The sequence below is a fragment of the Burkholderia sp. 22PA0106 genome (genome assembly GCF_047497155.1).
In the GTDB taxonomy this organism is placed as follows: Bacteria; Pseudomonadota; Gammaproteobacteria; order Burkholderiales; family Burkholderiaceae; genus Burkholderia.
Window position 1 is genome coordinate 2,730,738 of sequence record NZ_CP163163.1, and the last position, 23,032, is coordinate 2,753,769.

Consider the following 23,032-nt stretch of genomic DNA (forward strand, 5'->3'; position numbering starts at 1 on the left):
CAACTCAGGCGCCATCAAGCCAGCGCGGCGCGCAAACGCGGCATCGCCGCATGGGCATTCTCGGTGGTCGCGCGCGCCATGCCGGCAACGTCGCTGCCGCGCAGGGCAGCGATGATCTCGCCGATACGCGGCACCTGATCGGGCGTGTTGCGCTGCTTGTAGCGCCATTCGGGGGCGATGTCGGGCGCATCGGTTTCGACCACCAGCGCCTCCAGCGGCAGTTGCTCGGCGAGCCGCCGGATCTGCCGCGCCCGCTCGAACGTCACGTTGCCGCCGAAGCCCAGATGCAGGCCCTGCGTCACGAACGCCTCGGCCTGCTGGAAGCTGCCGTTGAACGCATGCGCGATGCCGCGCCGCACGCCGAAGCGCCGCAGCCCCGCCAGCACACGATCCTGCGACTTGCGCACATGGCACAGCACCGGCAGATCGAATTCGCGCGCCAGCTTCAGTTGCTCGGCGTAGAAGTGTTCCTGGCGCGGGTTGTCGAGCCCGTCGACGAAGTAATCGAGGCCGATCTCGCCGATCGCGACGAAGCGCGGATCGTCGAGGCTGGCCTCGATCTCCATGCGCAGGCGGTCGAGGTCGTCGTCGCCCGCGGCCGGCGTGAACAGCGGATGGATGCCGAGCGCGTAACTGCCGCCGGCGGTGCGATGCGCCAGCTCGCGCACCGTATCGAAATTGCCCGCGCCGACGCTTGGAATCACGATGCCCGACACGCCCGCCTCGGCCGCCGCCAACGCCACCGCAGCACGGTCCGCGTCGAATTCGCCGGCGTCGAGATGGCAGTGCGTGTCGATCCACATCGCGTCAGGCCGGCACCGCCGGCTCCTCGTGCAGCACGCCGTCGCGCAGCCGCAGGATGCGGTCGCAGCGGCCGGCCAGTTCCAGATCGTGCGTGACGATCACGAAGCTGGTGTCGAGCGTTTGCGACAATTCGAGCATCAGGTTGAACACGTTGTCGGCGGTCGAGCCGTCGAGGTTGCCGGTCGGCTCGTCGGCCAGCACGCAGGCCGGCTTGGTGACGAGCGCGCGCGCCACCGCCACGCGCTGGCGCTCGCCGCCCGACAGCTCGCCCGGACGGTGCTTCGCGCGATGGCCGAGGCCGACGCGTTCGAGCATCTCGCGCGCCGCGTGATGCGCTTCGGCGGCCGCCAGCCGGCGGATTCGCAGCGGCATCGCCACGTTGTCGAGCGCCGAGAATTCCGGCAGCAGATGGTGGAACTGATAAATGAAGCCCAGCGCGCGATTGCGCAGGTCGTTGCGTTCACGCTCGGCGAGCCGCGTGAACGGCTTGCCGAGCAGCGACACCTCGCCCGTGCCCGGCTCGTCGAGCCCGCCCAGCACGTGCAGCAGCGTGCTCTTGCCCGAGCCCGACGCGCCGACGATCGCGAGCTTCTCGCCGCGATGCACGGCGACGGACGCCTCGGCCAGCACGCGCACGTCGAGCCCGCCCTGCTGGAACGATTTGGTGATGCCGCTCGCTTCGAGCACGGTTTCGCGCATGCGCGGGTTTCCTTGATGGTTCGAGTTCATGGCCTGTTGCGCGCCCCGCTCATTCGTAGCGCAGCGCTTCGGCCGGGCGGACCTTGGCCGCGCGCCAGCTCGGATACAGCGTCGCCACCGACGACAGCACGAATGCGATCAGGCCGATCTTGATCACGTCGCCGGCCACCAGCTCCGACGGCAGTTCGCTGATGAAATACACCGACGGCGGCAGGAACTGCACGCCGAACAGATGCTCGATCATCGGGATCAGCCACGGAATGCTCCAGGCGATCAGGCTGCCGAGGCCGACGCCCGCGAGCGTGCCGACGAAGCCCACCGTCACGCCCTGCACCACGAAGATCTTCATGATCGAGCCGGGCTGCGCGCCGAGCGTGCGCAGGATCGCGATATCGGCCTGCTTGTTGGTCACCGTCATCACGAGCGACGACACCAGATTGAACGCTGCGACCGCGATGATCAGCGTCAGGATGATGAACATCATGCGCTTCTCGATCTTGACGGCCGAGAACCACGTCTTGTTCTGCTGCGTCCAATCGCGGATATACAGATCGCCCGACAGCGAATGCGACAACTGCACGGCCACCTCGGGCGCACGCTGCATGTCCTTGAGCCGCAGCCGCACGCCGGTGGGCGCGGGCAGGCGGAACAGCGTTTGCGCGTCGCCGATGTCGATCATCGCGAGCGTGCTGTCGTATTCGTAGTGTCCCGATTCGAACACGCCGACTACCGTGAACTGCTTCAGGCGCGGCAGCATGCCGGCCGGCGTGATGGTGCCTTCCGGCGCGACCAGCGTGACTTTATCGCCCACGCCCACGCCGAGATTGCTGGCCAGCGCAGTGCCGAGCACGATGCCGAACTGGCCTTGCTGCAGGGCCGCGAGCGAGCCGGCCTTCATGTCCTTGCTCACGTCTGACACCTGCGGCTCCCGCACCGGATCGACACCGCGCAGCAATACGCCGCTCACCGCATCCTGGCGGGTCAGCAAGGCCTGCGCCTCGACGTAGGGCGCCGAGCCGATCACTTCGGGATTGCGGCGCGCTTCGTCGGAGGTCAGTTGCCAGTTCGGCATCGAGCCGGTGGGCGAGAAGATCTCGACGTGCGCGAGCACCGACAGCATGCGGTCGCGCACCTGCGTCTGGAAGCCGTTCATCACCGACAGCACCACGATCAGGGCAGCCACGCCGAGCGCGATGCCGAGCATCGAGACGGCGGCGATGAAGGAGATGAAACCGTTGCCGGTCGTGCGTTTGCCGGCGCGCGTGTAGCGCCAGCCGATCTGCCATTCGTACGGGAGTTTCAAGCGGGTCCTTTTTACGTGTTGCGGCGGGCGTCGCCGGCCGGGTGAGGCATCCGGGCCGGCAGCCCGGAAGGCGGCGCACCAGGCCGGGCGCCGCCGATCACGCGCGAAGTTTGCCACACATTACTTAACCGGCTCTGAAAACGAGACAGGACGAGGCGGGCCGCAGCGGGCCTGTGCAAAAGCCGCCGATGCCCCGCCGGGCGGTCTTCCCGGCACGGCCGTCCGCCGTCGTCGGCACGGCCCCGGATACGGCCGCGCGTGCTGCCACCGCCACTCGCCCGGCCGCTGCCGCGCTCGCGCGGCCCGGGTCACCCCGGGCCACAAACCGCGCCGCCGGCCCAGGCCGTTTGGCCTACAATGCGCACCATCATGCGCGACCACCCTGCCCCCCGCCGCCTCCATTTCCTGCTGCCGTTCGCGCTCCCGTCCGCCGCCGATGCCGCCTTGTCACTGCGCGATCTCGCCAGCCCGGCACTGAGCGCGCTGCTGGCCCGCGCGCGTCTGGTCGAACGCGTTGCCGGCGAAGATTTCCAGCGCACGCTGCCGCACGAACGCTGGCTGGCCCAGCGCTTCGGCGCGATCGACGGCCAGACCGACGACGCCCCGCTCGCCCCCTACATGCTGCTCGCCGACGGCGGCACGCCCGGCGACGCGCCGTGGGCCTGCATCGAGCCGGTGCACGTGCAGATCGCGACCGACCACCTGGTGCTGATCGATCCGTCCTCGCTCGAACTGGCCGACGCCGAAGCCGCCGCGCTGCTCGACGTGGCGCGCCCGCTGATCGAGGAGCTGGGCGTGCGCATGCAGGCGCCCCATCCGAAACGCTGGTATGTCTCCAGCGCCTCGCTGGCCGAACTGGCCGGCGCCGCACCGCTGCGCGCCAGCGGCCGCAACATCGAGATCTGGCTGCCGCACGAGGCCCGCACGGGCGAACGCTCGCGCCTCTGGATGAAGCTGCAGAACGAAGTGCAGATGGCCTGGTTCGGCCACGCGGTGAACGACGCGCGCGAGGCGCGCCGCCAGTTCAGCGCGAATTCGATCTGGTTTCACGGCCAGGGCACGCTGCGGCCGGTGCGCAGCCCGTTCGCGCGCGTGCTGTCCACGGCCTGCGCCACGCGCGGGCTGGCGCTCGCCGCGCAAGCGCCCGCCGACGCCCCGCCGGCCACGTTCGATGCCCTGGCCGCCAACCATGCCGATCACGACGACGCACGCGCCACGCTGATCGAGCTGGACACGCTGACCGTCCCGTTCATCCAGCAGGACTGGTACCGCTGGCGCGACGCGCTCGACGCGCTCGAACGCGACTGGTTCGCCCCGGCGCTCGACGCGTTGCGCGCGGGCCGGGTGCGCGAACTGAGCTTCACGCTGTGCGGCGACACCAGCGCCACCACGCTCGCCGCCACGCGCGGCGATCTCCGCAAATTCTGGCGACGCCGCACGCTCGCCTCCCTGTTCGAAAACGCAAGCGCATGACCCGACTCGTCACCCGCTCGGCCTCGCCCGCCGACACCGAAGCCCTGGCCCGCCACGGCCTGCATCCCGTTCTCGCGCGCCTGTACGCGGCGCGCGGCGTCACCTGCCCCGAGGACATCGAAACGGCGCTGGCCCGCCTCGTGCCGCCCGCCAGCCTGAAGGGCTGCGAGGAGGCCGCCGTGCTGCTGGCCGACGCGCTCGACGCGCGCAAGCGGATGCTGGTGGTGGCCGACTACGACTGCGACGGCGCCACCGCCTGCGCGGTGGCCGTGCGCGGCTTGCGCATGCTCGGCGCGAGCATCGATTACCTGGTGCCGAACCGTTTCGAATACGGCTACGGCCTGACGCCCGAAATCGTCAAGCTCGCCGCCGCGCGCAAGCCGGACCTGCTGATCACGGTGGACAACGGCATCGCCAGCGTCGACGGCGTGGCCGCCGCCAACGCGCTCGGCATCGACGTGCTGGTGACCGATCATCACCTGCCCGGCGCGACGCTGCCGGATGCGCGCGCCATCGTCAATCCGAACCAGCCGGGCTGCACGTTCCCGAGCAAGCACATTGCCGGCGTGGGCGTGATGTTCTACGTGCTGCTCGCGCTGCGCGCCGAACTGCGCCGCCGCGGCGCGTTCACCGAGGCGCGCCCGGAGCCGCGCCTCGACGGCCTGCTCGACCTGGTCGCGCTCGGCACCGTGGCCGACGTGGTGCGCCTCGACGGCAACAACCGCGTGCTGGTCGCGCAGGGCCTGCAGCGAATCCGCAACGGCCGCATGCAGCCCGGCATCGCCGCGCTGTTTCGCGCCGCCGCGCGCGAGGCGCGCAGCGCCTCGGGCTTCGACCTGGGCTTCGGCCTCGGGCCGCGCCTGAACGCGGCCGGCCGCCTGTCGGACATGTCGCTCGGCATCGAATGCCTGACCACCGACGACGTCGGCCGCGCCTGGGACCTGGCGCAGCAGCTCGACACCATGAACCGCGAGCGCCGCGAGATCGAGGCCGGCATGCAGCAGCAGGCGCTGGCCGACCTGGCGAGCGTCGATCCGGCCGAGGCGGCCACCATCGTGCTGTTCAATCCCGAGTGGCACCAGGGCGTGATCGGCATCGTCGCCGGCCGGCTCAAGGAGAAGTTCCACCGCCCGTCGTTCACGTTCGCGCATGCCGACGAGAGCGGCGCGCGCGTCAAGGGCTCCGGCCGCTCGATCCCGGGCTTCCATCTGCGCGACGCGCTCGATCTGGTCTCGAAGCGCGAGCCGGATCTGCTCGTCACGTTCGGCGGCCACGCGATGGCGGCCGGCGTCACGCTCGAAACCGACAAGGTGCCGCGCTTCGCCGCCGCGTTCGAGGCGGTGGCGCGCGAATGGCTGTCGGCCGACACGCTCGCGCGCGTGATCGAAACCGACGGCGACCTGGAGGATGCGTACTTCACGCCGCAGTTCGTCGAGCTGATCGATGCGGCCGTCTGGGGCCAGGGCTTTCCGGCCCCGCTGTTCTCGGGCGAATTCGAGGTGGCCTCGCAGGCGCTGGTCAAGGACAAGCACCTGAAGCTGCAACTGCTGCGCGGCCGCCAGCGCTTCGGCGCGATCTGGTTCAACCACACCGAGCCGCTGCCGGCGCGCGCGACCGTCGCCTACCGGCTGGCGAGCGATACCTGGAACGGCGTCACGCGCGTGCAATTGATCGTCGAGCACGCCGCCTGAAGCGGGCGCGGCGGGCCGTCCTGCCCGCCGCGGCGCCCGCCGGCCGCCGGCTCGCTACCGATCCGTCACTCATTCCAGCACCGCCCGCACCCTGCCTGCCATGCCGCCGCCGATCGGGCAACCCCGCCCGGCCAACCGGAGGGGCCGCCCGATCGGCTATAATTTCGCCTTTTCACGAAGCCGAAAAAGCGATCATCACATGGAAGCGGAACGCCTCAACGCGATCGAAAGCTCTCTAGCAGACCTGCGCCGGCGCGCAGGCGAGCTACGGGGGTATCTTTGACTACGACGTCAAGTCTGCACGTCTAGCCGAAGTCAACAAGGAACTCGAAGATCCGAACGTCTGGAACGATTCGAAGAACGCCCAGGCACTCGGCCGCGAGAAGAAATCGCTGGAAGGCGTCGTGATGACGCTGACCGCGCTCGATAACGATCTCGGCGACGCCAGCGATCTATTCGATCTCGCCCGCGAGGAAGACGACGAAGATACCCTCGTCGGCAGCGAAAGCGACGCCGCCGCACTCGAGAAGCGCGTCTCGGAAATCGAATTCCGCCGGATGTTCTCGAACCCGGCCGATCCGAACAACTGCTTCATCGACATCCAGGCCGGCGCCGGCGGTACCGAGGCTTGCGACTGGGCGTCGATGCTGTTGCGCCAGTACCTGCGCTACTGCGAGCGCAAGGGCTTCAAGACCGAAGTGCTGGAAGAATCCGACGGCGACGTGGCCGGCATCAAGAACGCCACGATCAAGGTCACGGGCGACTACGCCTACGGCTTCCTGCGCACCGAAACGGGCATTCACCGCCTCGTGCGCAAGTCGCCGTTCGATTCGTCGGGCGGCCGCCACACGTCGTTCTCGTCGGTGTTCGTCTATCCGGAAATCGACGATTCGGTCGAGATCGACGTGAACCCGGCCGATCTCCGCATCGACACCTATCGCGCGTCGGGCGCGGGCGGTCAGCACATCAACAAGACCGATTCCGCGGTACGTATCACGCACATGCCGTCCGGCATCGTGGTGCAGTGCCAGAACGACCGCTCGCAGCACCGCAACCGCGCCGAAGCGATGGCGATGCTGAAGTCGCGCCTGTACGAAGCCGAAATGCGCAAGCGCCAGGCCGAGCAGGACAAGCTCGAATCGAGCAAGACGGACGTGGGCTGGGGCCACCAGATCCGCTCCTACGTGCTCGACCAGAGCCGCGTGAAGGATCTGCGCACCAACGTCGAAATGAGCAACACCCGCGCCGTGCTCGACGGCGATCTCGACGATTTCATCGGCGCCAGCCTGAAACAGGGCGTCTGATCGTCAGGGCGGCCTCGCGCCGCCCGCCCCACGCGGCGACACCGCGCCTCGCGCGATCGCCGCGGCCCCCGCGCCCGGCCAGCCGGACGCACCCGCAGCACCGGCCCGACCGAGTTGCCGCACTCGCCGCACCTGTCACGCGCCGCACCCGTGTTACCCACCGAATTCCGACCATCATGACCGAACCGACCCAACCGCAGCAGGCCGCGCCCGCGACCGACGAAAACCAGATCATGGCCGAGCGCCGCGAGAAGCTGCGCGCGCTGCGCGAGCAGGGCGTCGCCTATCCGAACGATTTCCAGCCGACGCACCACGCCGCCGATCTGCAATCGGGCTACGCGGGCGACGACAAGGAGGCACTCGAGGCCAAGGCGCTCGAAGTCAAGCTGGCCGGCCGGATGATGCTCAAGCGCGTGATGGGCAAGGCCGCGTTCGCCACCGTGCAGGACGGCTCGGGCCAGATCCAGTTCTTCGTCACGCCGGCCGACGTCGGCGCCGAAACCTACGACGCGTTCAAGAAGTGGGACCTCGGCGACATCGTGGCCGCGCGCGGCGTGCTGTTCCGCACCAACAAGGGCGAGCTGTCGGTCAAGTGCGTGGAGCTGCGCCTGCTGTCGAAGGCGCTGCGCCCGCTGCCCGACAAGTTCCACGGCCTGGCCGATCAGGAAACGCGCTACCGCCAGCGCTATGTCGACCTGATCGTGTCGCCCGAAACACGCAACACGTTCCGTGCGCGCACCAAGGCGATCGCGTCGATCCGCAAGTTCATGGCCGATGCCGACTTCATGGAAGTCGAAACGCCGATGCTGCACCCGATCCCGGGCGGCGCGACGGCCAAGCCGTTCGTCACGCACCACAACGCGCTCGACATGCAGATGTTCCTGCGGATCGCGCCGGAGCTTTACCTGAAGCGGCTGGTCGTGGGCGGCTTCGAGCGCGTGTTCGAGATCAATCGGAATTTCCGCAATGAAGGCGTGTCGCCGCGCCACAATCCGGAATTCACGATGATGGAGTTCTACGCGGCCTACACCGACTACCGCTGGCTGATGGATTTCACCGAGCAGGTGATCCGCCAGGCCGCGATCGACTCGCTCGGCACCGCCACCATCCAGTACCAGGGCCGCGAGCTCGACCTCGCCAAGCCGTTCCATCGCCTGACCATCACGCAGGCGATCCAGAAGTACGCGCCCGACTACACCGATGCCCAACTGGCCGACGTGGCGTTCCTGCGCACCGAGCTGAAGCGCTTCGGCGTGGATGTCGGCCAGCCGGCCTTCCTGAACGCCGGCATCGGCTCGCTGCATCTGGCGCTGTTCGAGGAAACCGCCGAATCGCAATTGTGGGAACCGACCTACATCATCGACTACCCGGTCGAGGTGTCGCCGCTCGCACGCGAATCGGACACGGTGCCGGGCATCACCGAGCGCTTCGAGCTGTTCATGACAGGCCGCGAAATCGCCAACGGCTTCTCGGAGCTGAACGATCCGGAAGATCAGGCCGCGCGCTTCAAGAAGCAGGTCGACCAGAAGGATGCGGGCGACGAGGAAGCGATGTACTTCGACGCCGACTACATCCGCGCGCTCGAATACGGCATGCCCCCGACGGGCGGCTGCGGCATCGGCATCGACCGCCTCGTGATGCTGCTGACCGACAGCCCGACGATCCGCGACGTGCTGCTGTTCCCGCACCTGCGCCGCGAAGACTGAGCGAGCTGACGATGCCGGCCGGTGGGTGCGCCCACGGCCGGCATGTACCGTACATTCCGCCTTGCCTCGGGCCGCGCGTTCGCCGTGGCCCTCCCCCGCCTCCCCGCCGTCTCGTTTCGTCCTCCTTGCGATCGACAGTTTTGTAACGGCACGTAAAATTTCCCCGCTGCCGTGCCCGCACCTCGCCGCGGAACGACGACCGATCCGCCTCGCCGTCGCGCCCACACGAGCCGGCCAGCGGTAATCGTTACATCTTGATACGCCGGCACCGGTCGGAATGATCGACACTCATCGACAGAAAATAACGCACACGAAGTGCGCTGGAGAGTCGACATGGACAACCTCAACCCGAACCGCACACCCGCTACCGAACCACCACGCAAGCGCCTGCATCCGCTCGTCGCCACGGCCGCCGGTGCAGTGATCGTCGCCAGCCTGGCCGCCACCGCCGCCATTACCGGCGTACTGCCGAAAGCGGGCGGCTCGCCATCGGCATCCACGCCGCCGGCAGCAGTCGACACGGCCGCGCCCGCCAGCGGTGCAGCCAACAGTACGGCAAACGGCCCCGCCACGCTGCAGGCGCAGCAAGCCGGCCAGCCTACGCAAGCGGTGGCGCCCGTCGCGACAGCCCGCGCGCCCGCGCAAGCCGAACCGTCGGTCGCGCCGCAGCCGCCGCAATACGCGCAACAGCCCGCCCAACCGCAAGCCGCGATCTGCCACACGTGCGGCACCGTGGTCGCGATCACCGAAACGCGAACGGAAGGACACGGCACCGGGCTCGGTGCGGTGGGCGGCGCCGCCGCGGGCGGCCTGCTCGGCAACCAGTTCGGCAGCGGAGGCGGCCGCACCGCGATGACCATCGTCGGTGCGCTCGGCGGCGGCCTGGCCGGCAACTCGGTCGAAAAGCACCTGCGCAGCGAAACCGCGTACCACGTCCGCGTGCGCATGCAGAGCGGCGCGGAACGCACCTTCACGTACCGCAATCCGCCGCCGTTCGGCCAGGGCGAGCGCGTCCATATCGAACGGGGCACGCTGGCGGCCGGCTGAGCTCGCAGGCGCCACCTTCCACGGCGCCACGACGCCCGAATGCAAAAACGGCCGGTTGACGTCATGTCAACCGGCCGTTTTTCTATCACTCGCTGCGCCGCCTATGCGGCTCGCGCTCACGCGTCGTCGAAATCCGACTCGTCGATCCACAGCAACTGGATCGCTTCGAGGATCTTCTCGCCCGAGCGATCGGGCGCATCGTCGAAACCGTCGAGATCGAGCACCCACTGGTGCAGATCGGTGAAGCGGATCGTCTTCGGATCCACATCGGGAAACTTGTCGGCCAGCGCGATGGCAATCGCGCGCGAATCGGTCCATTTCATCGTCGCACCTCCTGATTCCGTAACGGGTCAGTGATTTTCTTTGGCGTGATTGATCGTGTACTTCGGAATCTCGACGACGAGATCAGAATTCTCCTCGACGATCGCCTGGCACGACAGGCGCGACTGCGGCTCCAGGCCCCAGGCGCGGTCGAGCAGGTCGTCCTCGTCCTCTTCGGACGGCGTCAGATCGTTGAAGCCTTCGCGCACGATCACGTGGCAGGTCGTGCAGGCGCACGATTTCTCGCAGGCGTGCTCGATCTCGATGCCGTTATCGAGCAGGTTGTCGCAGATGCTCTTGCCGGGCGTCGCATCGATCACCGCGCCATCCGGGCACAGTTCGACGTGGGGCAAAACTACGAGTTGGGGCATGTTGGTTCCGTGATTCATCAATGGCGCGCGGGGCGCGCCGTCACGCATCGCGCCCGGGGGGCACGATGCCGTTCGTTCTCAGATCTCGTCGAGCTTGCGGCCCTTGAGCGCGCGGCGGATGTTCTTGTCCATGCGCCGTGCCGCGAATTCGTCGGTGCCCTCGGCCAGCGCCTTGGTCGCCGCGTCGATCGCGTCGGTGTCGTCGCCGCCCGTGAGCGCGCGCAGCGCGGCGATCAGCGTATCGATCGCGGCGCGCTCGTCGTCGTCCAGCAGGTCGGGATCAACCACCAGCGCCGCCTCGGTCGCCTCGACCACGCGTTGCGCTTCGACCTGCGCTTCGCGCAGCGCGCGGGCGCGCATGTCGATGTCGGCCGTCTTGAAGCTGTCTTCGAGCATCTTGGCGACGTCGTCGTCGGCCAGGCCGTAAGACGGCTTGACCACCACCGACGCCTCGACGCCCGAATGCTGCTCGCGGGCGAACACCGACAGCAGCCCGTCCGCATCGACCTGATAGGTCACGCGAATCCGCGCCGCGCCGGCCGTCATCGGCGGAATGCCGCGCAGCTCGAAACGCGCGAGCGAGCGGCAATCGGCCACCAGTTCGCGTTCACCCTGCACGACGTGGATCGCCATTGCAGTCTGGCCGTCCTTGAAGGTCGTGAATTCCTGCGCGCGTGCGACGGGAATGGTCGAATTGCGTGGGATGATCTTCTCGACCAAGCCGCCCATCGTTTCGACGCCGAGCGACAGCGGGATCACGTCGAGCAGCAGCCAGTCGTCGCCGTTCGCGCGATTGCCGGCCAACAAATCGGCCTGCACGGCCGCGCCGAGCGCGACCACCTGGTCGGGATCGAGATTGACGAGCGGCGGCTGGCCGAAGAAGCGTTCGACCGCCGCTCGGATCACCGGCATGCGCGTCGCGCCGCCCACCAGCACCACACCCTTGATGTCGGCCGGCGTGACCTGCGCATCGCGCAGCGCCTTGCGCGTGGGCGACAGCGTGCGCGCGACGAGCGGTTCGACCAGCGCGGCGAACGTATCGGCCGTGATGGTTTGCGCGATCACGGCGCCGGTCGACAGCGTCAGTTCGAACGCGGCCTGCGGCGCATCGGTCAGCGCTTCCTTGACGACACGCGAGCGGTCGAGCAGCGCACGCACGTCTTCGGCCGACAGGGCCGCGCGCTCGATGCCGGCGTTCGCCAGCACGTGCGCGAACAGCGCGTGGTCGAAATCGTCGCCGCCGAGCGCCGAATCGCCACCGGCCGCCAGCACCTCGAACACGCCCTTGGTCAGCTTCAGGATCGACAGGTCGAACGTGCCGCCGCCCAGGTCGTAGACGGCAAACAGGCCTTCCGAGCCGTTGTCGAGCCCGTAGGCGATCGCGGCCGCGGTCGGTTCGTTCAGCAGGCGCAGCACGTTCAGGCCGGCCAGACGCGCGGCGTCCTTGGTGGCTTGGCGCTGCGCGTCGTCGAAGTAGGCGGGCACCGTGATGACCGCGCCGACCAGGTCGTCGCCGAGCGTATCTTCGGCGCGTTGGCGCAGCGTCGCGAGAATCTCGGCCGATACCTCGACCGGGCTCTTGACGCCATCGATCGTGCGGATCTGCACCATGCCCGGCGCATCGACGAAATCGTACGGTGCGTTGGCCGCGTGCTCGACCTCGGCCTTGCCACGGCCCATGAAGCGCTTGACCGACACGATCGTGTTGCGCGGATCGCTGGCCGCCGCGTCCTTCGCGGCGTAGCCGATGCGGCGGCCGCCCTTCTCGAGATAGCGGACCACGGACGGCAACAGCATGCGACCTTCGTCGTCGGGCAGCACTTCGGGCACGCTGTTGCGCACCGAGGCAACCAGCGAATTGGTCGTGCCGAGATCGATGCCGACTGCGAGGCGCCGCTGATGCGGCGCGGGCGCCATGCCGGGTTCGGAGATTTGCAGTAAAGCCATCGGTTTTATCGGTGAGGGGCGCATCGCCCCGCTTGCAACGCGCGCACCGCGACGGATCGCGGCGCGTGCGCGGTTAGTCTTCGAGACGCTCGATCTGCGTGGCCACTTCGGCGGCGACACGCTCGATGAACATCAGTTGCCGCACGGCCTCGGCCGCGCCCTGGTTCGAACCGCTGTCGAGCAGCGCCGCGAGCTTGTCGAGCCGCGCGCGCTTTTCGTCGCGCAACTCGCCGAGCAGCGCGTCGAGCGCATCGACGTTCTTCGCGCCGGCCGCATCCTCGATCGCCTCGCGCCATTCCATCTGCTGCATCAGGAACGCCGGCTCCATCGCCGTGTTGTTCTCCGCGCCGACATCGACATCGCGCAGCGACAACAGGTAGATCGCACGCTTCAACGGGTCGCGCAGCGTTTGATAGGCCTCGTTCGCGCGCGTGGCCCATTGCATCGCGATGCGCTTTTGCGCGTCGCCGGCCGCGGCGAAGCGATCCGGGTGCACCTGCGACTGCACGGTGCGATAGGCGGTATCGAGCGCGTCGGCGTCGAGCGCGAACTGCGTCGGCAGATGAAAGAGTTCGAAGAAGCTGTCTTTCAGCGAAATCATCGCGGTGCGTTCCAACCTGATCGTGAGAGCGGCGCGAGCCGCACAAGAAAAAGGCGGCCAGTGCCGCCTGTCGCCCGCATCGAGCGGAACCGGGTCAGATGCGGAACGACTCGCCGCAGCCGCACTCGTCCTTCACGTTCGGGTTGTTGAACTTGAAGCCTTCGTTCAAGCCCTCGCGCGCGAAATCGAGCTCGGTGCCGTCGATGTAGGCGAGGCTCTTCGGATCGACCACGACCTTCACGCCGTGGCTCTCGAACACCTGATCTTCACCCGCCACGTCGTCGACGTATTCGAGCTTGTACGCGAGGCCCGAGCAGCCGGTCGTGCGCACGCCGAGCCGCAGGCCCAGCCCCTTGCCGCGTCGCGTCAGGTACTTCTGAACGTGTTGCGCTGCTTTTTCGGTCAGTGTGATTGCCATGATGTTCCTGGTCGCCCGCGCCACGCGCAGGCGTCTTCCTCGATGAACCCCGCCGCCGCGCCCGGGGCGCGGGCGGCGTACCGCGTGTCGTAAGCCTGAAGCGTGGGTACGCTCAGGCAGCAGCCTGGCCGTCTTCGGCCGTGGCGTCGTGACGCTTGCGATAGTCGGCCACGGCCGCCTTGATCGCGTCTTCGGCGAGGATCGAGCAGTGGATCTTCACCGGCGGCAGCGCCAGCTCTTCGGCGATCTGCGTGTTCTTGATGGCCAGCGCCTGGTCGAGCGTCTTGCCCTTGACCCATTCCGTCACGAGCGAGCTCGAGGCGATGGCCGAACCGCAGCCGTAGGTCTTGAACTTGGCATCTTCGATCAGGCCATCGGCGCCGACGCGAATCTGCAGCTTCATCACGTCGCCGCAAGCCGGCGCGCCGACCATGCCGGTGCCGACCGCATCGTCGTCCTTCTCGAACGAGCCGACGTTACGCGGGTTTTCGTAGTGATCCAGAACCTTGGTGCTGTAAGACATGACGACTCCTTGATACGTTGCGTGTGCGCGGCACCGGCCGCGCGACCTTCGTTCAGTGTGCGGCCCACTCGATCGTCGACAGATCGACGCCGTCCTTGTGCATTTCCCAGAGCGGCGACAGATCGCGCAGCTTGGCGATCTTCCCCTGCAGCAGGTTGATCACGTAATCGACGTCCTGCTCGGTCGTGAAACGGCCGACCGTGAAGCGGATCGAGCTGTGCGCCAGTTCATCATTGCGGCCCAGCGCGCGCAGCACGTAGGACGGTTCCAGCGAGGCCGACGTGCAGGCCGAGCCCGACGACACGGCCACGTCCTTGATCGCCATGATCAGCGATTCGCCTTCGACGAAGTTGAAGCTGATGTTCAGGTTGTGCGGGACGCGCTGCTCCATGTCGCCGTTCACATAGGTTTCCTCGATCTGCGAAAGGCCGCGCAGCAGCTTGTCGCGCAGCGCACGCACGCGCTCGTTCTCGACCGCCATTTCCTCGCGTGCGATGCGGAACGCCTCGCCCATGCCGGCGATCTGGTGCGTCGCCAACGTGCCCGAGCGCATGCCGCGCTCGTGACCGCCGCCGTGCATCTGCGCTTCGATGCGCACGCGCGGCTTGCGGCGCACGTACAGCGCGCCGATGCCCTTCGGACCGTACGTCTTGTGCGCCGAGAACGACATCAGATCGACCTTCAGCGTGGCCAGGTCGATCGCGACCTTGCCGGTGGATTGGGCCGCATCCACGTGGAACACGATGCCCTTTTCACGGCAGATTTCGCCGATCGTCGCGATGTCCTGCACCACGCCGATTTCGTTGTTCACGTGCATGACCGACACCAGGATCGTGTCGGCGCGCAGCGCGGCCTTGAACACGTCCAGATCGATCAGGCCGTCGGCCTTGACGTCGAGATACGTGACCTCGAAGCCTTCGCGTTCGAGTTCGCGGCAGGTATCGAGCACGGCCTTGTGCTCGGTCTTCACCGTGATGATGTGCTTGCCCTTGCCCTGGTAGAAGTGCGCCGCACCCTTGATCGCCAGGTTGTCCGACTCGGTCGCGCCCGACGTCCAGATGATTTCGCGCGGGTCCGCGTTGACCAGCGCCGCCACCTGCTCGCGCGCTTCTTCGACTGCGCGCTCCGCATCCCAGCCGTAAGCATGGCTGCGCGATGCGGGGTTGCCGAACTGCTCACGCAGATACGGCACCATCTTGTCGACCACGCGCGGATCGACCGGGGTCGTCGCGCTGTAGTCCATGTAGATGGGCAGGTGAGGAGTAGGGTTGTTCATCTGTCGCTCCGGGTATTCGTTCAATGCAGGGACATTCTTTTTAAATGCTGGATCTGGCGCCACGGCTTGCGGGCGTCAGGAACTCGCGATGTTGAACACCGAGTTCGGCCCGAGCGGCATCGCGCGCACGGGCTCGACGGGTGCAGCCGGTTCCGGCGCGCGGCGATCGCGCAGCACGGCGGGCGCACCCTCGCGAGCGCGCTGCTGATCGACGAGATCCTGCAGCGACACCGAATCGAGGTATTCGACCATTTTCTGGTTGAGCGTCGACCACAGCTCGTGCGTCATGCAATGGCCGTCGGGCTGCTTGGTGCCTTCGCACGTGCCCTTGCCGCCGCATTGCGTCGCGTCGAGCGGTTCGTCGACCGCGATGATGATGTCGGCCACCGTGACATCCGCCGCGCGGCGCGCAAGATTGTAGCCGCCGCCCGGCCCGCGGACCGATTCGACGATCTCGTGCCGACGCAGCTTGCCGAACAGTTGCTCCAGGTACGAGAGCGAGATTCGCTGGCGCTGGCTGATACCTGCAAGCGTCACCGGCCCCTGCTCCTGACGCAGTGCCAAATCGATCATCGCCGTGACGGCGAAACGGCCTTTCGTAGTGAGTCTCATAGTCGTAGGGGACAGCAATCTTGACGATTTTGGTCAAGTATAAATATCTGACGTTTTTAGTCAAGTATCCCTGTCCGGGGAAGGGGATTCAGTGAACGCTTCAGAAACATGGCAACCGCCGGATCAAGCGCTCGTGCGGCCGCGCAGATCGGCGAGCAGCCCCGCGCAAGCGCGCTCGCACTGGTCGAGCACGCGCTCGAACCCGGCTGCGCCGCCAAAATAAGGGTCGGCCACTTCACGCTCACTCGCGTCGCCTGCGAACGCCATCAGCAGGCGGACCTTGTGTCGATGCTCGGCCGGGCTGCGGCGCTGCAATTCGGCAAGATTCGCCTCGTCCATCGCGAGCAGCAGATCGAAACGCGCAAAATCGGCTGCGCTCACCTGCCGCGCGCGCAGCGCCGACAGGTCGTAACCGCGCTGCTGCGCAGCCTGGCGCGCCCGCGCATCGGGCGCTTCGCCGACATGCCAATCGCCGGTGCCGGCCGAATCGATCTCGATCACGTGAGCGAGGCCCGCCGCGTTGACCTGCTGGCGCATCACGCCTTCCGCGGTGGGCGAACGACAGATGTTGCCAAGGCAGACAAAGCAGATCGAGGCGGGTTTCATCGTGCGGCCGGAAGGCGGCAAATGGCCGCGAAAACAGAAAGCGCGCCATTATACAGGCGCGCTTCGAGTCCCGTGGCAGCCAGGCTCGGCATGGCTTACAGCGACTTTACCGCTGCGATCGGCGCACCCGACGCGGCGTCGGGCACATCGCCCACCAGCCCGAACGACACCGTGCGGGCCAGCTCCGCCGACACCTGCGCGATCGGTTGTGTTTCGCTGGGGCGCGCGGCGTTCGACGCGTACAGATAGGCGGCGGCGGCAAGCGGGACGATGATCGCGAGCGGCCAGTAGATCGATATTGTCTTTCTCATGATGCGACCTCCGGTTCAAGCCTGTCGAATCCAATGTTCGACATTGACAGAACTCATTCTATAGATCGCACCTATTGAGATAAACCATCAAATAGCGAACGCAGTGTTGTCGTGCGGCGAACAGTCACTCGCTATCCGCAATGCCCACCGCGTTCCATCAACGCGCCCCGCCCCGCTGTGGATTAGCCGATGTGCGTCTTCGACGCGGCGTACAGCTCGCGGAACGTGCGGCCGGTGGGGGTCGGCAGGTCGCGCGTGTCGGTCCAGCCGGCCGCGAACGGCAGCTTCGCGATGCCGCGGCCCGAGGCCTTGTCGCCACCGACGCGTTCGAGAATCCGCACCGCGAGCTTGGTCGCGAGGCCGTACAGCAGCGGCCGGCGCACCGTGAAGCCCCACACGGCGAGCGCCGCGCGCTCGCGCCAGGGCCGCAGCCCGCGCTCCACCTGCTTTTCGCGCAGCGTGCGCAGCAGGCCCGACAGCGGAATGCCGACCGGGCAAACACTGTCGCATTCGCCGCACAGCGTGGCCGCCTGCGGCAGGTCGAGCGCGCGGTCGAGCCCGACGTAGCTCGGCGTCAGCACCGAACCCATCGGCCCCGGATAGACCCACCCATAGGCGTGACCACCGACCTTCTGATACACCGGGCAATGGTTCATGCAAGCGCCGCAGCGGATGCAGCGCAGCATCTCCTGGAATTCGCCGCCCAGCAGGCCGGTGCGCCCGCCGTCGACCAGCACCACGTAGTTGTGTTCGGGGCCGTCCTCGTCCTGCGGGCCGCGCGGGCCGGTCAGCAGCGAGAAATAGTTGGAGGTTTTCTGGCCGGTGGCCGAGCGCGGCAGCAGGCGCATCGCCGTGGCGAGATCCTCCAGCGTCGGCAGCACCTTCTCGATGCCGGTCACGGCCACGTGCACACGCGGCATGACCGTGCACATGCCTTCGTTGCCCTCGTTCGTCACGAGCGCCACCGAGCCGGTTTCGGCCACCACGAAATTGCCGCCGGTCAGCCCCATGTCGGCGCCCAGGAAATGCGGACGCAGCACCTCGCGTGCTTCGCGCGTCATGGCCGGGATCTCGGTCAAGCGCGGCCGGTCGTGGGTGCGCGCGAACAGGTCGGCGATCTCGTCGCGATCCTTGTGCACCACCGGCGCGATGATGTGGCTCGGCGCCTCGTTGTCGTTGATCTGCAGGATGTATTCGCCCAGATCGGTCTCGACCGACTGCACCCCCATCTCGGCCAGCACCGCGTTGATGCGCATCTCCTCGGACACCATCGACTTGGTCTTGATGACCTTCTTTACGTCGTGGCGCCGGGCGATATCGGCCACCAGCTTCGCCGCGTCGGCCATCGATTCGGCGAACAGCACCGTGGTGCCGCGCCGCGTGGCCTCGCGCTCGAACGCTTCGAGCCAGACGTCGAGATGCTCGAGCGCGCGGTTGCGGCGCGCCTTCAGCGCGGCCCGCGTGGCCGGAAAATCGATTTGCTCAAGCGATTCGGCGCGTGCCGACACGAACTTGGTCGACAGTTTCTTGAGGTTCTGCTGGAGGCGCTGATCGGCGAGCTTCTGGCCCGCGCGCGCCTTGAACTGCATCGATTGGACTTGCATGGCTGGCTGGTTCGGCTGGCGGAGGTGGTGACGAGGAACGAAATACGGCGCTTACAGATCGCCGGCGAGCACCTGTGCGACGTGCAACACGCGCGTGTCGCGGTCGCCGGTGCGGCGCAGTCGCCCTTCGATATTGAGAATGCAGCCGAGATCGCCGAGCACCACGGTGCGCGCGCCGCTGGCCTGCACGTTGGCGCATTTTTCGTCGACGATCGCGGTGGAAATATCGCCGTACTTGACGGCAAACGTGCCGCCGAAGCCGCAGCAGTGCTCGCAATCCTTCATCTCGACGATGCCCACGCCGCGTTGCGCAAGCAGCGCGCGCGGCTGCGCCTTGACGCCGAGCTCACGCAAGCCCGAGCAGGCATCGTGATACGTGACGGGGCCGGTGAATTCGCCGGGCGGCAGCGCCACCTTGGCCACGTTGAGCAGGAAATCGGTCAATTCGTAGGTTCGCTCGCGCAGCCGGCCAAAGCGCGTCATCAGGTCGGGATCGTCGCGGAACAGGTCGCCATAATGCGCGCGGATCATGCCGCCGCACGAACCGGACGGCACCACCACGTAATCGAACGGCTCGAATTCGCGCAGCGTCTTTTCGGCCAGATCGCGCGCGAGGGCGCGCTCGCCCGAGTTGTAGGCGGGCTGGCCGCAGCAGGTTTGCGCAGGTGGCACGTCCACCTCGAAGCCGGCTTCGCGGATCAATTTCAGCGCGGAAAACCCGATTTCGGGCCGCATCAGGTCGATAAGACAGGTAACGAACAATCCGACTCGCATGGCGGCTCCTTCCAGAAAACGTCGCTCATTATCCGTGGTTCGGCGCGCCAGACCAACGCCGGCCGCCCCGAATCGGTGAAAACACGACCCGCGTCCCGTTCCGAGCCTCTCCTCGAACGGCGTTCGCTTTTTTCACCATACGAGATACAATCGGCTCCTCACCGCTTGACAGGTCAACTGATTTTTCACGATGAGCACTCCGACTCCGGACCCGAAGACGTCGATCCAGGTGATCGAACGCATGATGCGGCTGCTCGACGCCCTCGCCGACCACAGCGACCCGGTCAGTTTGAAGGAGCTAGCCCTGCGCACGGAGCTGCATCCGTCCACGGCGCACCGCATCCTCAACGACATGGTGACCTGCCGCCTCGTCGACCGCTCCGACCCCGGCACCTATCGGCTCGGCATGCGCCTGCTCGAACTCGGCAATCTCGTGAAGGCCCGCCTGTCGGTGCGTGACGCGGCGCTGATGCCGATGCGCGAACTGCATCGCACGACCGGGCAGACCGTCAATCTGTCGGTGCGTCAGGGTGACGAGATCGTGTATATCGAGCGCGCCTATTCCGAGCGCTCGGGCATGCAGGTGGTGCGGGCGATCGGCGGCCGCGCGCCGCTGCACCTGACCTCGGTCGGCAAGCTGTTCCTGGCGGCCGACGAAACCACCCGCGTGCGCGCCTACGCCACGCGCACCGGCCTGTCCGGCCATACGCAGAACAGCATCACCGATCTGGGCAAGCTCGAACGCGAGCTGTCGATCGTGCGCCAGCAATCGTGCGCGCGCGACAACGAAGAGCTCGAGCTGGGCGTGCGCTGCATCGCCGCCGGCATCTACGACGATTCGGGCAAGCTGGTGGCCGGGCTGTCGCTGTCGGCACCGGCCGACCGCCTTCAGGACGCGTGGCTCGGCCAGATCAGCCATACCGCGCTGACGATTTCCGAAGCGCTCGGCTATCGGCCGCCGAAGGAACCGGAAAGCCCGGCATTCGCGAAATCGGTCTGAAGGCGGCACGCCTTCCAAAGCAAAAGCCCCGCAACTGCGGGGCTTTTTCATGGCGAAGCAAATGAGCGATCAGGTGCCGCCGGTAGCCGTGTTGGCGGCCGTCAGGCGCTCGCCGCCACCGGCGTCGAGCCAGTTGCGCACGCGCACCGCATCGGCCGTACGCGAGTATTTGCCGAACGAATCGAGCAGCACCATCACGATCGGGCGGCCATGCACGGTGGTCTGCATCACGAGGCATTCGCCGGCTTCGTTGATGAAGCCCGTCTTCTGCACGCCGATATCCCACGACGGATTGCGCACCAGCGCATTCGTGCTGTTGTAGACCAGGGAACGCTTGCCGGTGAACACCGTATAGGTGTGATCGGTCGAGAAACGACGGATCAGCGGATATTGGTAAGCCGCATCGATCATCTTCACGAGGTCACGCGCACTCGATACATTCAGAACCGTCAGACCCGTCGAGTTCTCGAAATGCGTATCGACCATGCCGAGCGCCTTCGCCTTGGCATTCATCGCCGCGATGAATGCCGGACGACCGCCCGGGTAGTAGCGCGACAGCGCCGCCGCGGCGCGGTTTTCCGACGCCATCAGCGCGATGTGCAGCATGTCTTCGCGCGACAGGACCGACCCCACGGACAGTCGCGAACCGGTGCCCTTCTCGTAATCGCGGTCTTCATCGGTGACCTCGATCTGCTCGGTGAGCGGCGCCTTCGAATCGAGCACGACCATCGCGGTCATCAGCTTCGAAATGGAAGCGATCGGCACCACCGAGTGCGAATTCTTGTCGAACAGCGGCTCCGAGGTGCCCTGATCGACCACGTAGGCCACGCTCGAACGCAACGCGAGCGCATCGGGCGCCTCGTGCAGGCCGAACGCCTGAGTCTGGCGCGGCTCGAACGCCACGCGGCGCACCGCGCCGTGATGGCGGCCCGGCACGGCGGCCAGCGTCACGCGCTTGCGGCCCTTGTGCGGCTCGGCGGCGGCGACGCGCGCGGTTTTCTTCTGCGCGGCGACGGTGCGCTTCTTGCCCTTCGCGGTAACGACAGGCTTGGCGGCTTTCGAGGATTGATGGGTTTTGGCGGTCGCGGCCACCGCGTCGACAGGCGCGACGGCGGCCGAAGCGACGAGCATCGAGACGGCCACGGACACCGCGGTGCCGAGGGCCGCGCCGTGCATCATCTTCAGCGGCGAGAACAGTGAGACTTTCATTGGGGTCTGAGCAGAGCGGCGGGAGGTTTCCGCAAGTGTAGTAAAACCAGAAAAAATAAGCAATTTTAGGCACTTACCGGCTTTCGTTAAACCGGATTGTAAGAGTCGATTGCGTTGGGACAATCACCCTCCCATTTCCATCGACAAAACCAATGGCGGCGACACCCTGCCTGCAACGGGGCATCGGCCGAATATCCGGTATAACGGCACCGCGGCAACGCATTGCAGCGGGAAAAACGAGAAAGAGCTTGTAGCACGAACCGGAACCGCCTGCTCGGAGCAGGTCGGCCACCAGCCCGACAGCGGCAACCTGGATCACGCACATGAATGGCGTGTTTCGACCGGGATGCATAGCAAACGTTCCATCTGCCGTTTCGGTTTACCTGAGTTGAACGAGGTAAACCCCAAAACCCCCGCCCCCGGCGCAATCTGAGCCGACCTCGGATGGTGCAGATGCACACGCGACATGTGATCACGGCGTGACAGTTCGTGCGCCGAAACCGATTCCATATGAAACGATCCAAGCCTTTGTTTTTCCGTAAGAATTGCAATTTTGTGCAGCGCACAAATAGCGCTTGACAAGCGCTGTGGACGCCCTAAAATGGGAACCGTTGTTGCGATGCACCAACGCATTGCGCCAGACATCGCATACCGTTCGTGCCTTCTAAGTTGAGCCATTCACTCACGCGATCGCCACCTAGCCGCGATCCAATCAGGAGCCTGACATGTCCGTGCTGACCCCGGAACAAATCGCCGCCGCCCAGAAAGCCAACCTCGAAAGCCTGTTCGGCTTGACGACCAAGGCCTTCGAAAGCGTCGAAAAGCTGATCGAATTGAACGTGCAAGTCGTGAAGTCGACGCTCGCGGAAAGCCAGGAAAACGTGCAGCGCGCGCTGTCGATCAAGGACGCGCAAGAACTGGTCGCACTGCAAGCCAGCCTGGCCCAGCCGGCCGCCGAAAAGGCCCTGGCCTACGGTCGTCACCTGTATGACATCGCCACGTCGGCTCAAGCCGAGTTCGCGAAGGTTGCCGAAGCGCAGTACGAAGATCACAACCGCAAGGTTCAGGCACTCGTCGACAACGTCGCGAAGAACGCCCCGGCCGGTTCGGAAACGGCTGTCGCCGCGCTGAAGTCGGCGATCAACGCCGTCAACACGTCGTACGAAACGGTGCACAAGGCCACGAAGCAAGCGGTTGAAATCGCCGAATCGAACTTCAACGCCGCTGCCGCCGTCGCTACGAAGGCCGCCACGGCCGCCGCCGCACGCCGACCGGCTGCGAAGGCCTGAGTTTCAAAGCCACACCGTCGAGCGGCCCCGAACCTCGGGCCGCAACGAAAAAACCGCGCAGCCGCGCGGTTTTTTTTCGCCTGTCGCCCATGTCCGGCTGACGCGCGCCCCAACGAAAACGGCCCCGCCCGGACGAACCGGAA

The 23,032-nt window shown here is 66.6% G+C and carries 23 protein-coding genes; 7 read left to right on the forward strand and 16 right to left on the reverse strand.

All coding sequences use genetic code 11. The features are described 5' to 3' along the window. Positions 1–14: 14 nt before the first annotated feature. The 3 genes from AB4850_RS26980 to AB4850_RS26990 are packed head-to-tail and all read right to left on the reverse strand — an operon-like array spanning position 15 to position 2,806. Positions 15–803 carry a TatD family hydrolase gene (locus AB4850_RS26980; protein WP_414442506.1) on the reverse strand — a complete coding sequence of 263 codons (789 nt, stop codon included), beginning with the start codon at positions 801–803 and terminating at the stop codon, positions 15–17. A gap of 4 nt (positions 804–807) precedes the next feature. Beyond that, positions 808–1,533 carry a lipoprotein-releasing ABC transporter ATP-binding protein LolD gene (lolD, locus tag AB4850_RS26985; RefSeq protein ID WP_414442507.1) on the reverse strand — a complete coding sequence of 242 codons (726 nt, stop codon included), beginning with the start codon at positions 1,531–1,533 and terminating at the stop codon, positions 808–810. 19 nt (positions 1,534–1,552) lie between these two features. Continuing rightward, a complete protein-coding gene (locus AB4850_RS26990; protein WP_414442508.1) occupies positions 1,553–2,806 on the reverse strand; it encodes a lipoprotein-releasing ABC transporter permease subunit in 1,254 nt (417 codons plus the stop codon). Positions 2,807–3,163: 357 nt separating this feature from the next. Between AB4850_RS26990 and AB4850_RS26995 the strand changes: the two genes are divergently transcribed. The 5 genes from AB4850_RS26995 to AB4850_RS27015 all read left to right on the forward strand — a co-directional run bounded on the left by AB4850_RS26995 (position 3,164) and on the right by AB4850_RS27015 (position 10,027). Beyond that, complete coding sequence (locus AB4850_RS26995; RefSeq protein ID WP_414442509.1) at positions 3,164–4,279, forward strand: regulator; 1,116 nt, start codon at positions 3,164–3,166, stop codon at positions 4,277–4,279. Continuing rightward, positions 4,276–5,970: a single-stranded-DNA-specific exonuclease RecJ gene (gene recJ / locus AB4850_RS27000; RefSeq protein WP_414442510.1), complete on the forward strand. Its 1,695-nt coding sequence runs from the start codon at positions 4,276–4,278 to the stop codon at positions 5,968–5,970. Before AB4850_RS26995 ends, recJ begins: the two co-directional genes overlap by 4 nt. Before the next feature lie 199 nt (positions 5,971–6,169). Continuing rightward, positions 6,170–7,274, forward strand: a protein-coding gene (gene prfB / locus AB4850_RS27005) for a peptide chain release factor 2 (protein WP_414442511.1) whose coding sequence is annotated in 2 segments (ribosomal slippage) — positions 6,170–6,250 and positions 6,252–7,274 — 1,104 coding nt in all. Because the reading frame shifts where the segments join, the coding sequence is not laid out codon by codon here. A 176-nt stretch (positions 7,275–7,450) separates the two neighbouring features. Continuing rightward, complete coding sequence (gene lysS / locus AB4850_RS27010) at positions 7,451–8,980, forward strand: lysine--tRNA ligase (protein ID WP_414442512.1); 1,530 nt, start codon at positions 7,451–7,453, stop codon at positions 8,978–8,980. Positions 8,981–9,313: 333 nt separating this feature from the next. Next, on the forward strand, positions 9,314–10,027 hold the full coding sequence (locus AB4850_RS27015; protein ID WP_414442513.1) for a glycine zipper 2TM domain-containing protein: 714 nt from the start codon (positions 9,314–9,316) through the stop codon (positions 10,025–10,027). 116 nt (positions 10,028–10,143) lie between these two features. Here the strand turns inward: AB4850_RS27015 and iscX are convergent, their stop codons facing one another. From iscX to AB4850_RS27075, 12 genes are all read right to left on the reverse strand, one after another. Continuing rightward, positions 10,144–10,350, reverse strand: a complete 207-nt coding sequence (gene iscX / locus AB4850_RS27020; protein WP_414442514.1) for a Fe-S cluster assembly protein IscX — start codon at positions 10,348–10,350, stop codon at positions 10,144–10,146. 27 nt (positions 10,351–10,377) lie between these two features. After that, entirely contained in the window at positions 10,378–10,719 is a 342-nt protein-coding gene (fdx, locus tag AB4850_RS27025) for an ISC system 2Fe-2S type ferredoxin (protein WP_414442515.1), read from the reverse strand. 78 nt (positions 10,720–10,797) lie between these two features. Continuing rightward, positions 10,798–12,666 carry a Fe-S protein assembly chaperone HscA gene (hscA, locus tag AB4850_RS27030; protein ID WP_414442516.1) on the reverse strand — a complete coding sequence of 623 codons (1,869 nt, stop codon included), beginning with the start codon at positions 12,664–12,666 and terminating at the stop codon, positions 10,798–10,800. 73 nt (positions 12,667–12,739) lie between these two features. Then, on the reverse strand, positions 12,740–13,267 hold the full coding sequence (gene hscB / locus AB4850_RS27035) for a Fe-S protein assembly co-chaperone HscB (protein WP_414442517.1): 528 nt from the start codon (positions 13,265–13,267) through the stop codon (positions 12,740–12,742). Between the two features lie 94 nt (positions 13,268–13,361). Further along, complete coding sequence (iscA, locus tag AB4850_RS27040; protein ID WP_206125547.1) at positions 13,362–13,685, reverse strand: iron-sulfur cluster assembly protein IscA; 324 nt, start codon at positions 13,683–13,685, stop codon at positions 13,362–13,364. Between the two features lie 112 nt (positions 13,686–13,797). Then, a complete protein-coding gene (gene iscU / locus AB4850_RS27045) occupies positions 13,798–14,208 on the reverse strand; it encodes a Fe-S cluster assembly scaffold IscU (protein WP_414442518.1) in 411 nt (136 codons plus the stop codon). A 52-nt stretch (positions 14,209–14,260) separates the two neighbouring features. Further along, positions 14,261–15,484, reverse strand: a complete 1,224-nt coding sequence (locus AB4850_RS27050) for an IscS subfamily cysteine desulfurase (RefSeq protein ID WP_414442519.1) — start codon at positions 15,482–15,484, stop codon at positions 14,261–14,263. A gap of 75 nt (positions 15,485–15,559) precedes the next feature. Then, the gene (gene iscR, locus AB4850_RS27055) at positions 15,560–16,096 is read right to left on the reverse strand and encodes a Fe-S cluster assembly transcriptional regulator IscR (protein ID WP_414442520.1); all 537 of its coding nucleotides are present in this window, start codon (positions 16,094–16,096) and stop codon (positions 15,560–15,562) included. 123 nt (positions 16,097–16,219) lie between these two features. Further along, positions 16,220–16,702 carry a low molecular weight protein-tyrosine-phosphatase gene (locus AB4850_RS27060; RefSeq protein WP_414442521.1) on the reverse strand — a complete coding sequence of 161 codons (483 nt, stop codon included), beginning with the start codon at positions 16,700–16,702 and terminating at the stop codon, positions 16,220–16,222. Between the two features lie 95 nt (positions 16,703–16,797). Then, a complete protein-coding gene (locus AB4850_RS27065) occupies positions 16,798–17,013 on the reverse strand; it encodes a hypothetical protein (RefSeq protein ID WP_414442522.1) in 216 nt (71 codons plus the stop codon). 182 nt (positions 17,014–17,195) lie between these two features. Beyond that, positions 17,196–18,617, reverse strand: coding sequence for a lactate utilization protein B (locus AB4850_RS27070; RefSeq protein WP_414442523.1), 1,422 nt, complete (start codon positions 18,615–18,617; stop codon positions 17,196–17,198). Positions 18,618–18,668: 51 nt separating this feature from the next. Then, positions 18,669–19,391 carry a (Fe-S)-binding protein gene (locus AB4850_RS27075; protein ID WP_414442524.1) on the reverse strand — a complete coding sequence of 241 codons (723 nt, stop codon included), beginning with the start codon at positions 19,389–19,391 and terminating at the stop codon, positions 18,669–18,671. Between the two features lie 190 nt (positions 19,392–19,581). On the opposite strand from AB4850_RS27075, the gene AB4850_RS27080 reads away from it, so the two are divergent. Next, positions 19,582–20,391 (forward strand): IclR family transcriptional regulator, encoded by an 810-nt coding sequence (locus AB4850_RS27080; RefSeq protein WP_414442525.1) that lies wholly within the window; start codon positions 19,582–19,584, stop codon positions 20,389–20,391. 69 nt (positions 20,392–20,460) lie between these two features. Here AB4850_RS27080 and pbpG read toward each other — a convergent pair whose 3' ends face one another. Continuing rightward, a complete protein-coding gene (pbpG, locus tag AB4850_RS27085; protein ID WP_414445623.1) occupies positions 20,461–21,600 on the reverse strand; it encodes a D-alanyl-D-alanine endopeptidase in 1,140 nt (379 codons plus the stop codon). 725 nt (positions 21,601–22,325) lie between these two features. Here pbpG and AB4850_RS27090 point away from each other — a divergent pair. Beyond that, positions 22,326–22,889: a phasin family protein gene (locus AB4850_RS27090; protein WP_414442526.1), complete on the forward strand. Its 564-nt coding sequence runs from the start codon at positions 22,326–22,328 to the stop codon at positions 22,887–22,889. The last annotated feature ends 143 nt before the right edge of the window (positions 22,890–23,032 follow it).

Coding starts and splice junctions, on each gene's coding strand:
- AB4850_RS26980 (WP_414442506.1), bottom strand. CDS start 803: ATGTGGATCGACACGCACTGCCATCTCGACGCCGGCGAATTCGACGCG.
- lolD (WP_414442507.1), bottom strand. CDS start 1,533: ATGAACTCGAACCATCAAGGAAACCCGCGCATGCGCGAAACCGTGCTC.
- AB4850_RS26995 (WP_414442509.1), top strand. CDS start 3,164: ATGCGCACCATCATGCGCGACCACCCTGCCCCCCGCCGCCTCCATTTC.
- recJ (WP_414442510.1), top strand. CDS start 4,276: ATGACCCGACTCGTCACCCGCTCGGCCTCGCCCGCCGACACCGAAGCC.
- lysS (WP_414442512.1), top strand. CDS start 7,451: ATGACCGAACCGACCCAACCGCAGCAGGCCGCGCCCGCGACCGACGAA.
- AB4850_RS27015 (WP_414442513.1), top strand. CDS start 9,314: ATGGACAACCTCAACCCGAACCGCACACCCGCTACCGAACCACCACGC.
- iscX (WP_414442514.1), bottom strand. CDS start 10,350: ATGAAATGGACCGATTCGCGCGCGATTGCCATCGCGCTGGCCGACAAG.
- fdx (WP_414442515.1), bottom strand. CDS start 10,719: ATGCCCCAACTCGTAGTTTTGCCCCACGTCGAACTGTGCCCGGATGGC.
- hscA (WP_414442516.1), bottom strand. CDS start 12,666: ATGGCTTTACTGCAAATCTCCGAACCCGGCATGGCGCCCGCGCCGCAT.
- hscB (WP_414442517.1), bottom strand. CDS start 13,267: ATGATTTCGCTGAAAGACAGCTTCTTCGAACTCTTTCATCTGCCGACG.
- iscA (WP_206125547.1), bottom strand. CDS start 13,685: ATGGCAATCACACTGACCGAAAAAGCAGCGCAACACGTTCAGAAGTAC.
- iscU (WP_414442518.1), bottom strand. CDS start 14,208: ATGTCTTACAGCACCAAGGTTCTGGATCACTACGAAAACCCGCGTAAC.
- AB4850_RS27050 (WP_414442519.1), bottom strand. CDS start 15,484: ATGAACAACCCTACTCCTCACCTGCCCATCTACATGGACTACAGCGCG.
- iscR (WP_414442520.1), bottom strand. CDS start 16,096: ATGAGACTCACTACGAAAGGCCGTTTCGCCGTCACGGCGATGATCGAT.
- AB4850_RS27060 (WP_414442521.1), bottom strand. CDS start 16,702: ATGAAACCCGCCTCGATCTGCTTTGTCTGCCTTGGCAACATCTGTCGT.
- AB4850_RS27065 (WP_414442522.1), bottom strand. CDS start 17,013: ATGAGAAAGACAATATCGATCTACTGGCCGCTCGCGATCATCGTCCCG.
- AB4850_RS27070 (WP_414442523.1), bottom strand. CDS start 18,617: ATGCAAGTCCAATCGATGCAGTTCAAGGCGCGCGCGGGCCAGAAGCTC.
- AB4850_RS27075 (WP_414442524.1), bottom strand. CDS start 19,391: ATGCGAGTCGGATTGTTCGTTACCTGTCTTATCGACCTGATGCGGCCC.
- AB4850_RS27080 (WP_414442525.1), top strand. CDS start 19,582: ATGAGCACTCCGACTCCGGACCCGAAGACGTCGATCCAGGTGATCGAA.
- pbpG (WP_414445623.1), bottom strand. CDS start 21,600: ATGAAAGTCTCACTGTTCTCGCCGCTGAAGATGATGCACGGCGCGGCC.
- AB4850_RS27090 (WP_414442526.1), top strand. CDS start 22,326: ATGTCCGTGCTGACCCCGGAACAAATCGCCGCCGCCCAGAAAGCCAAC.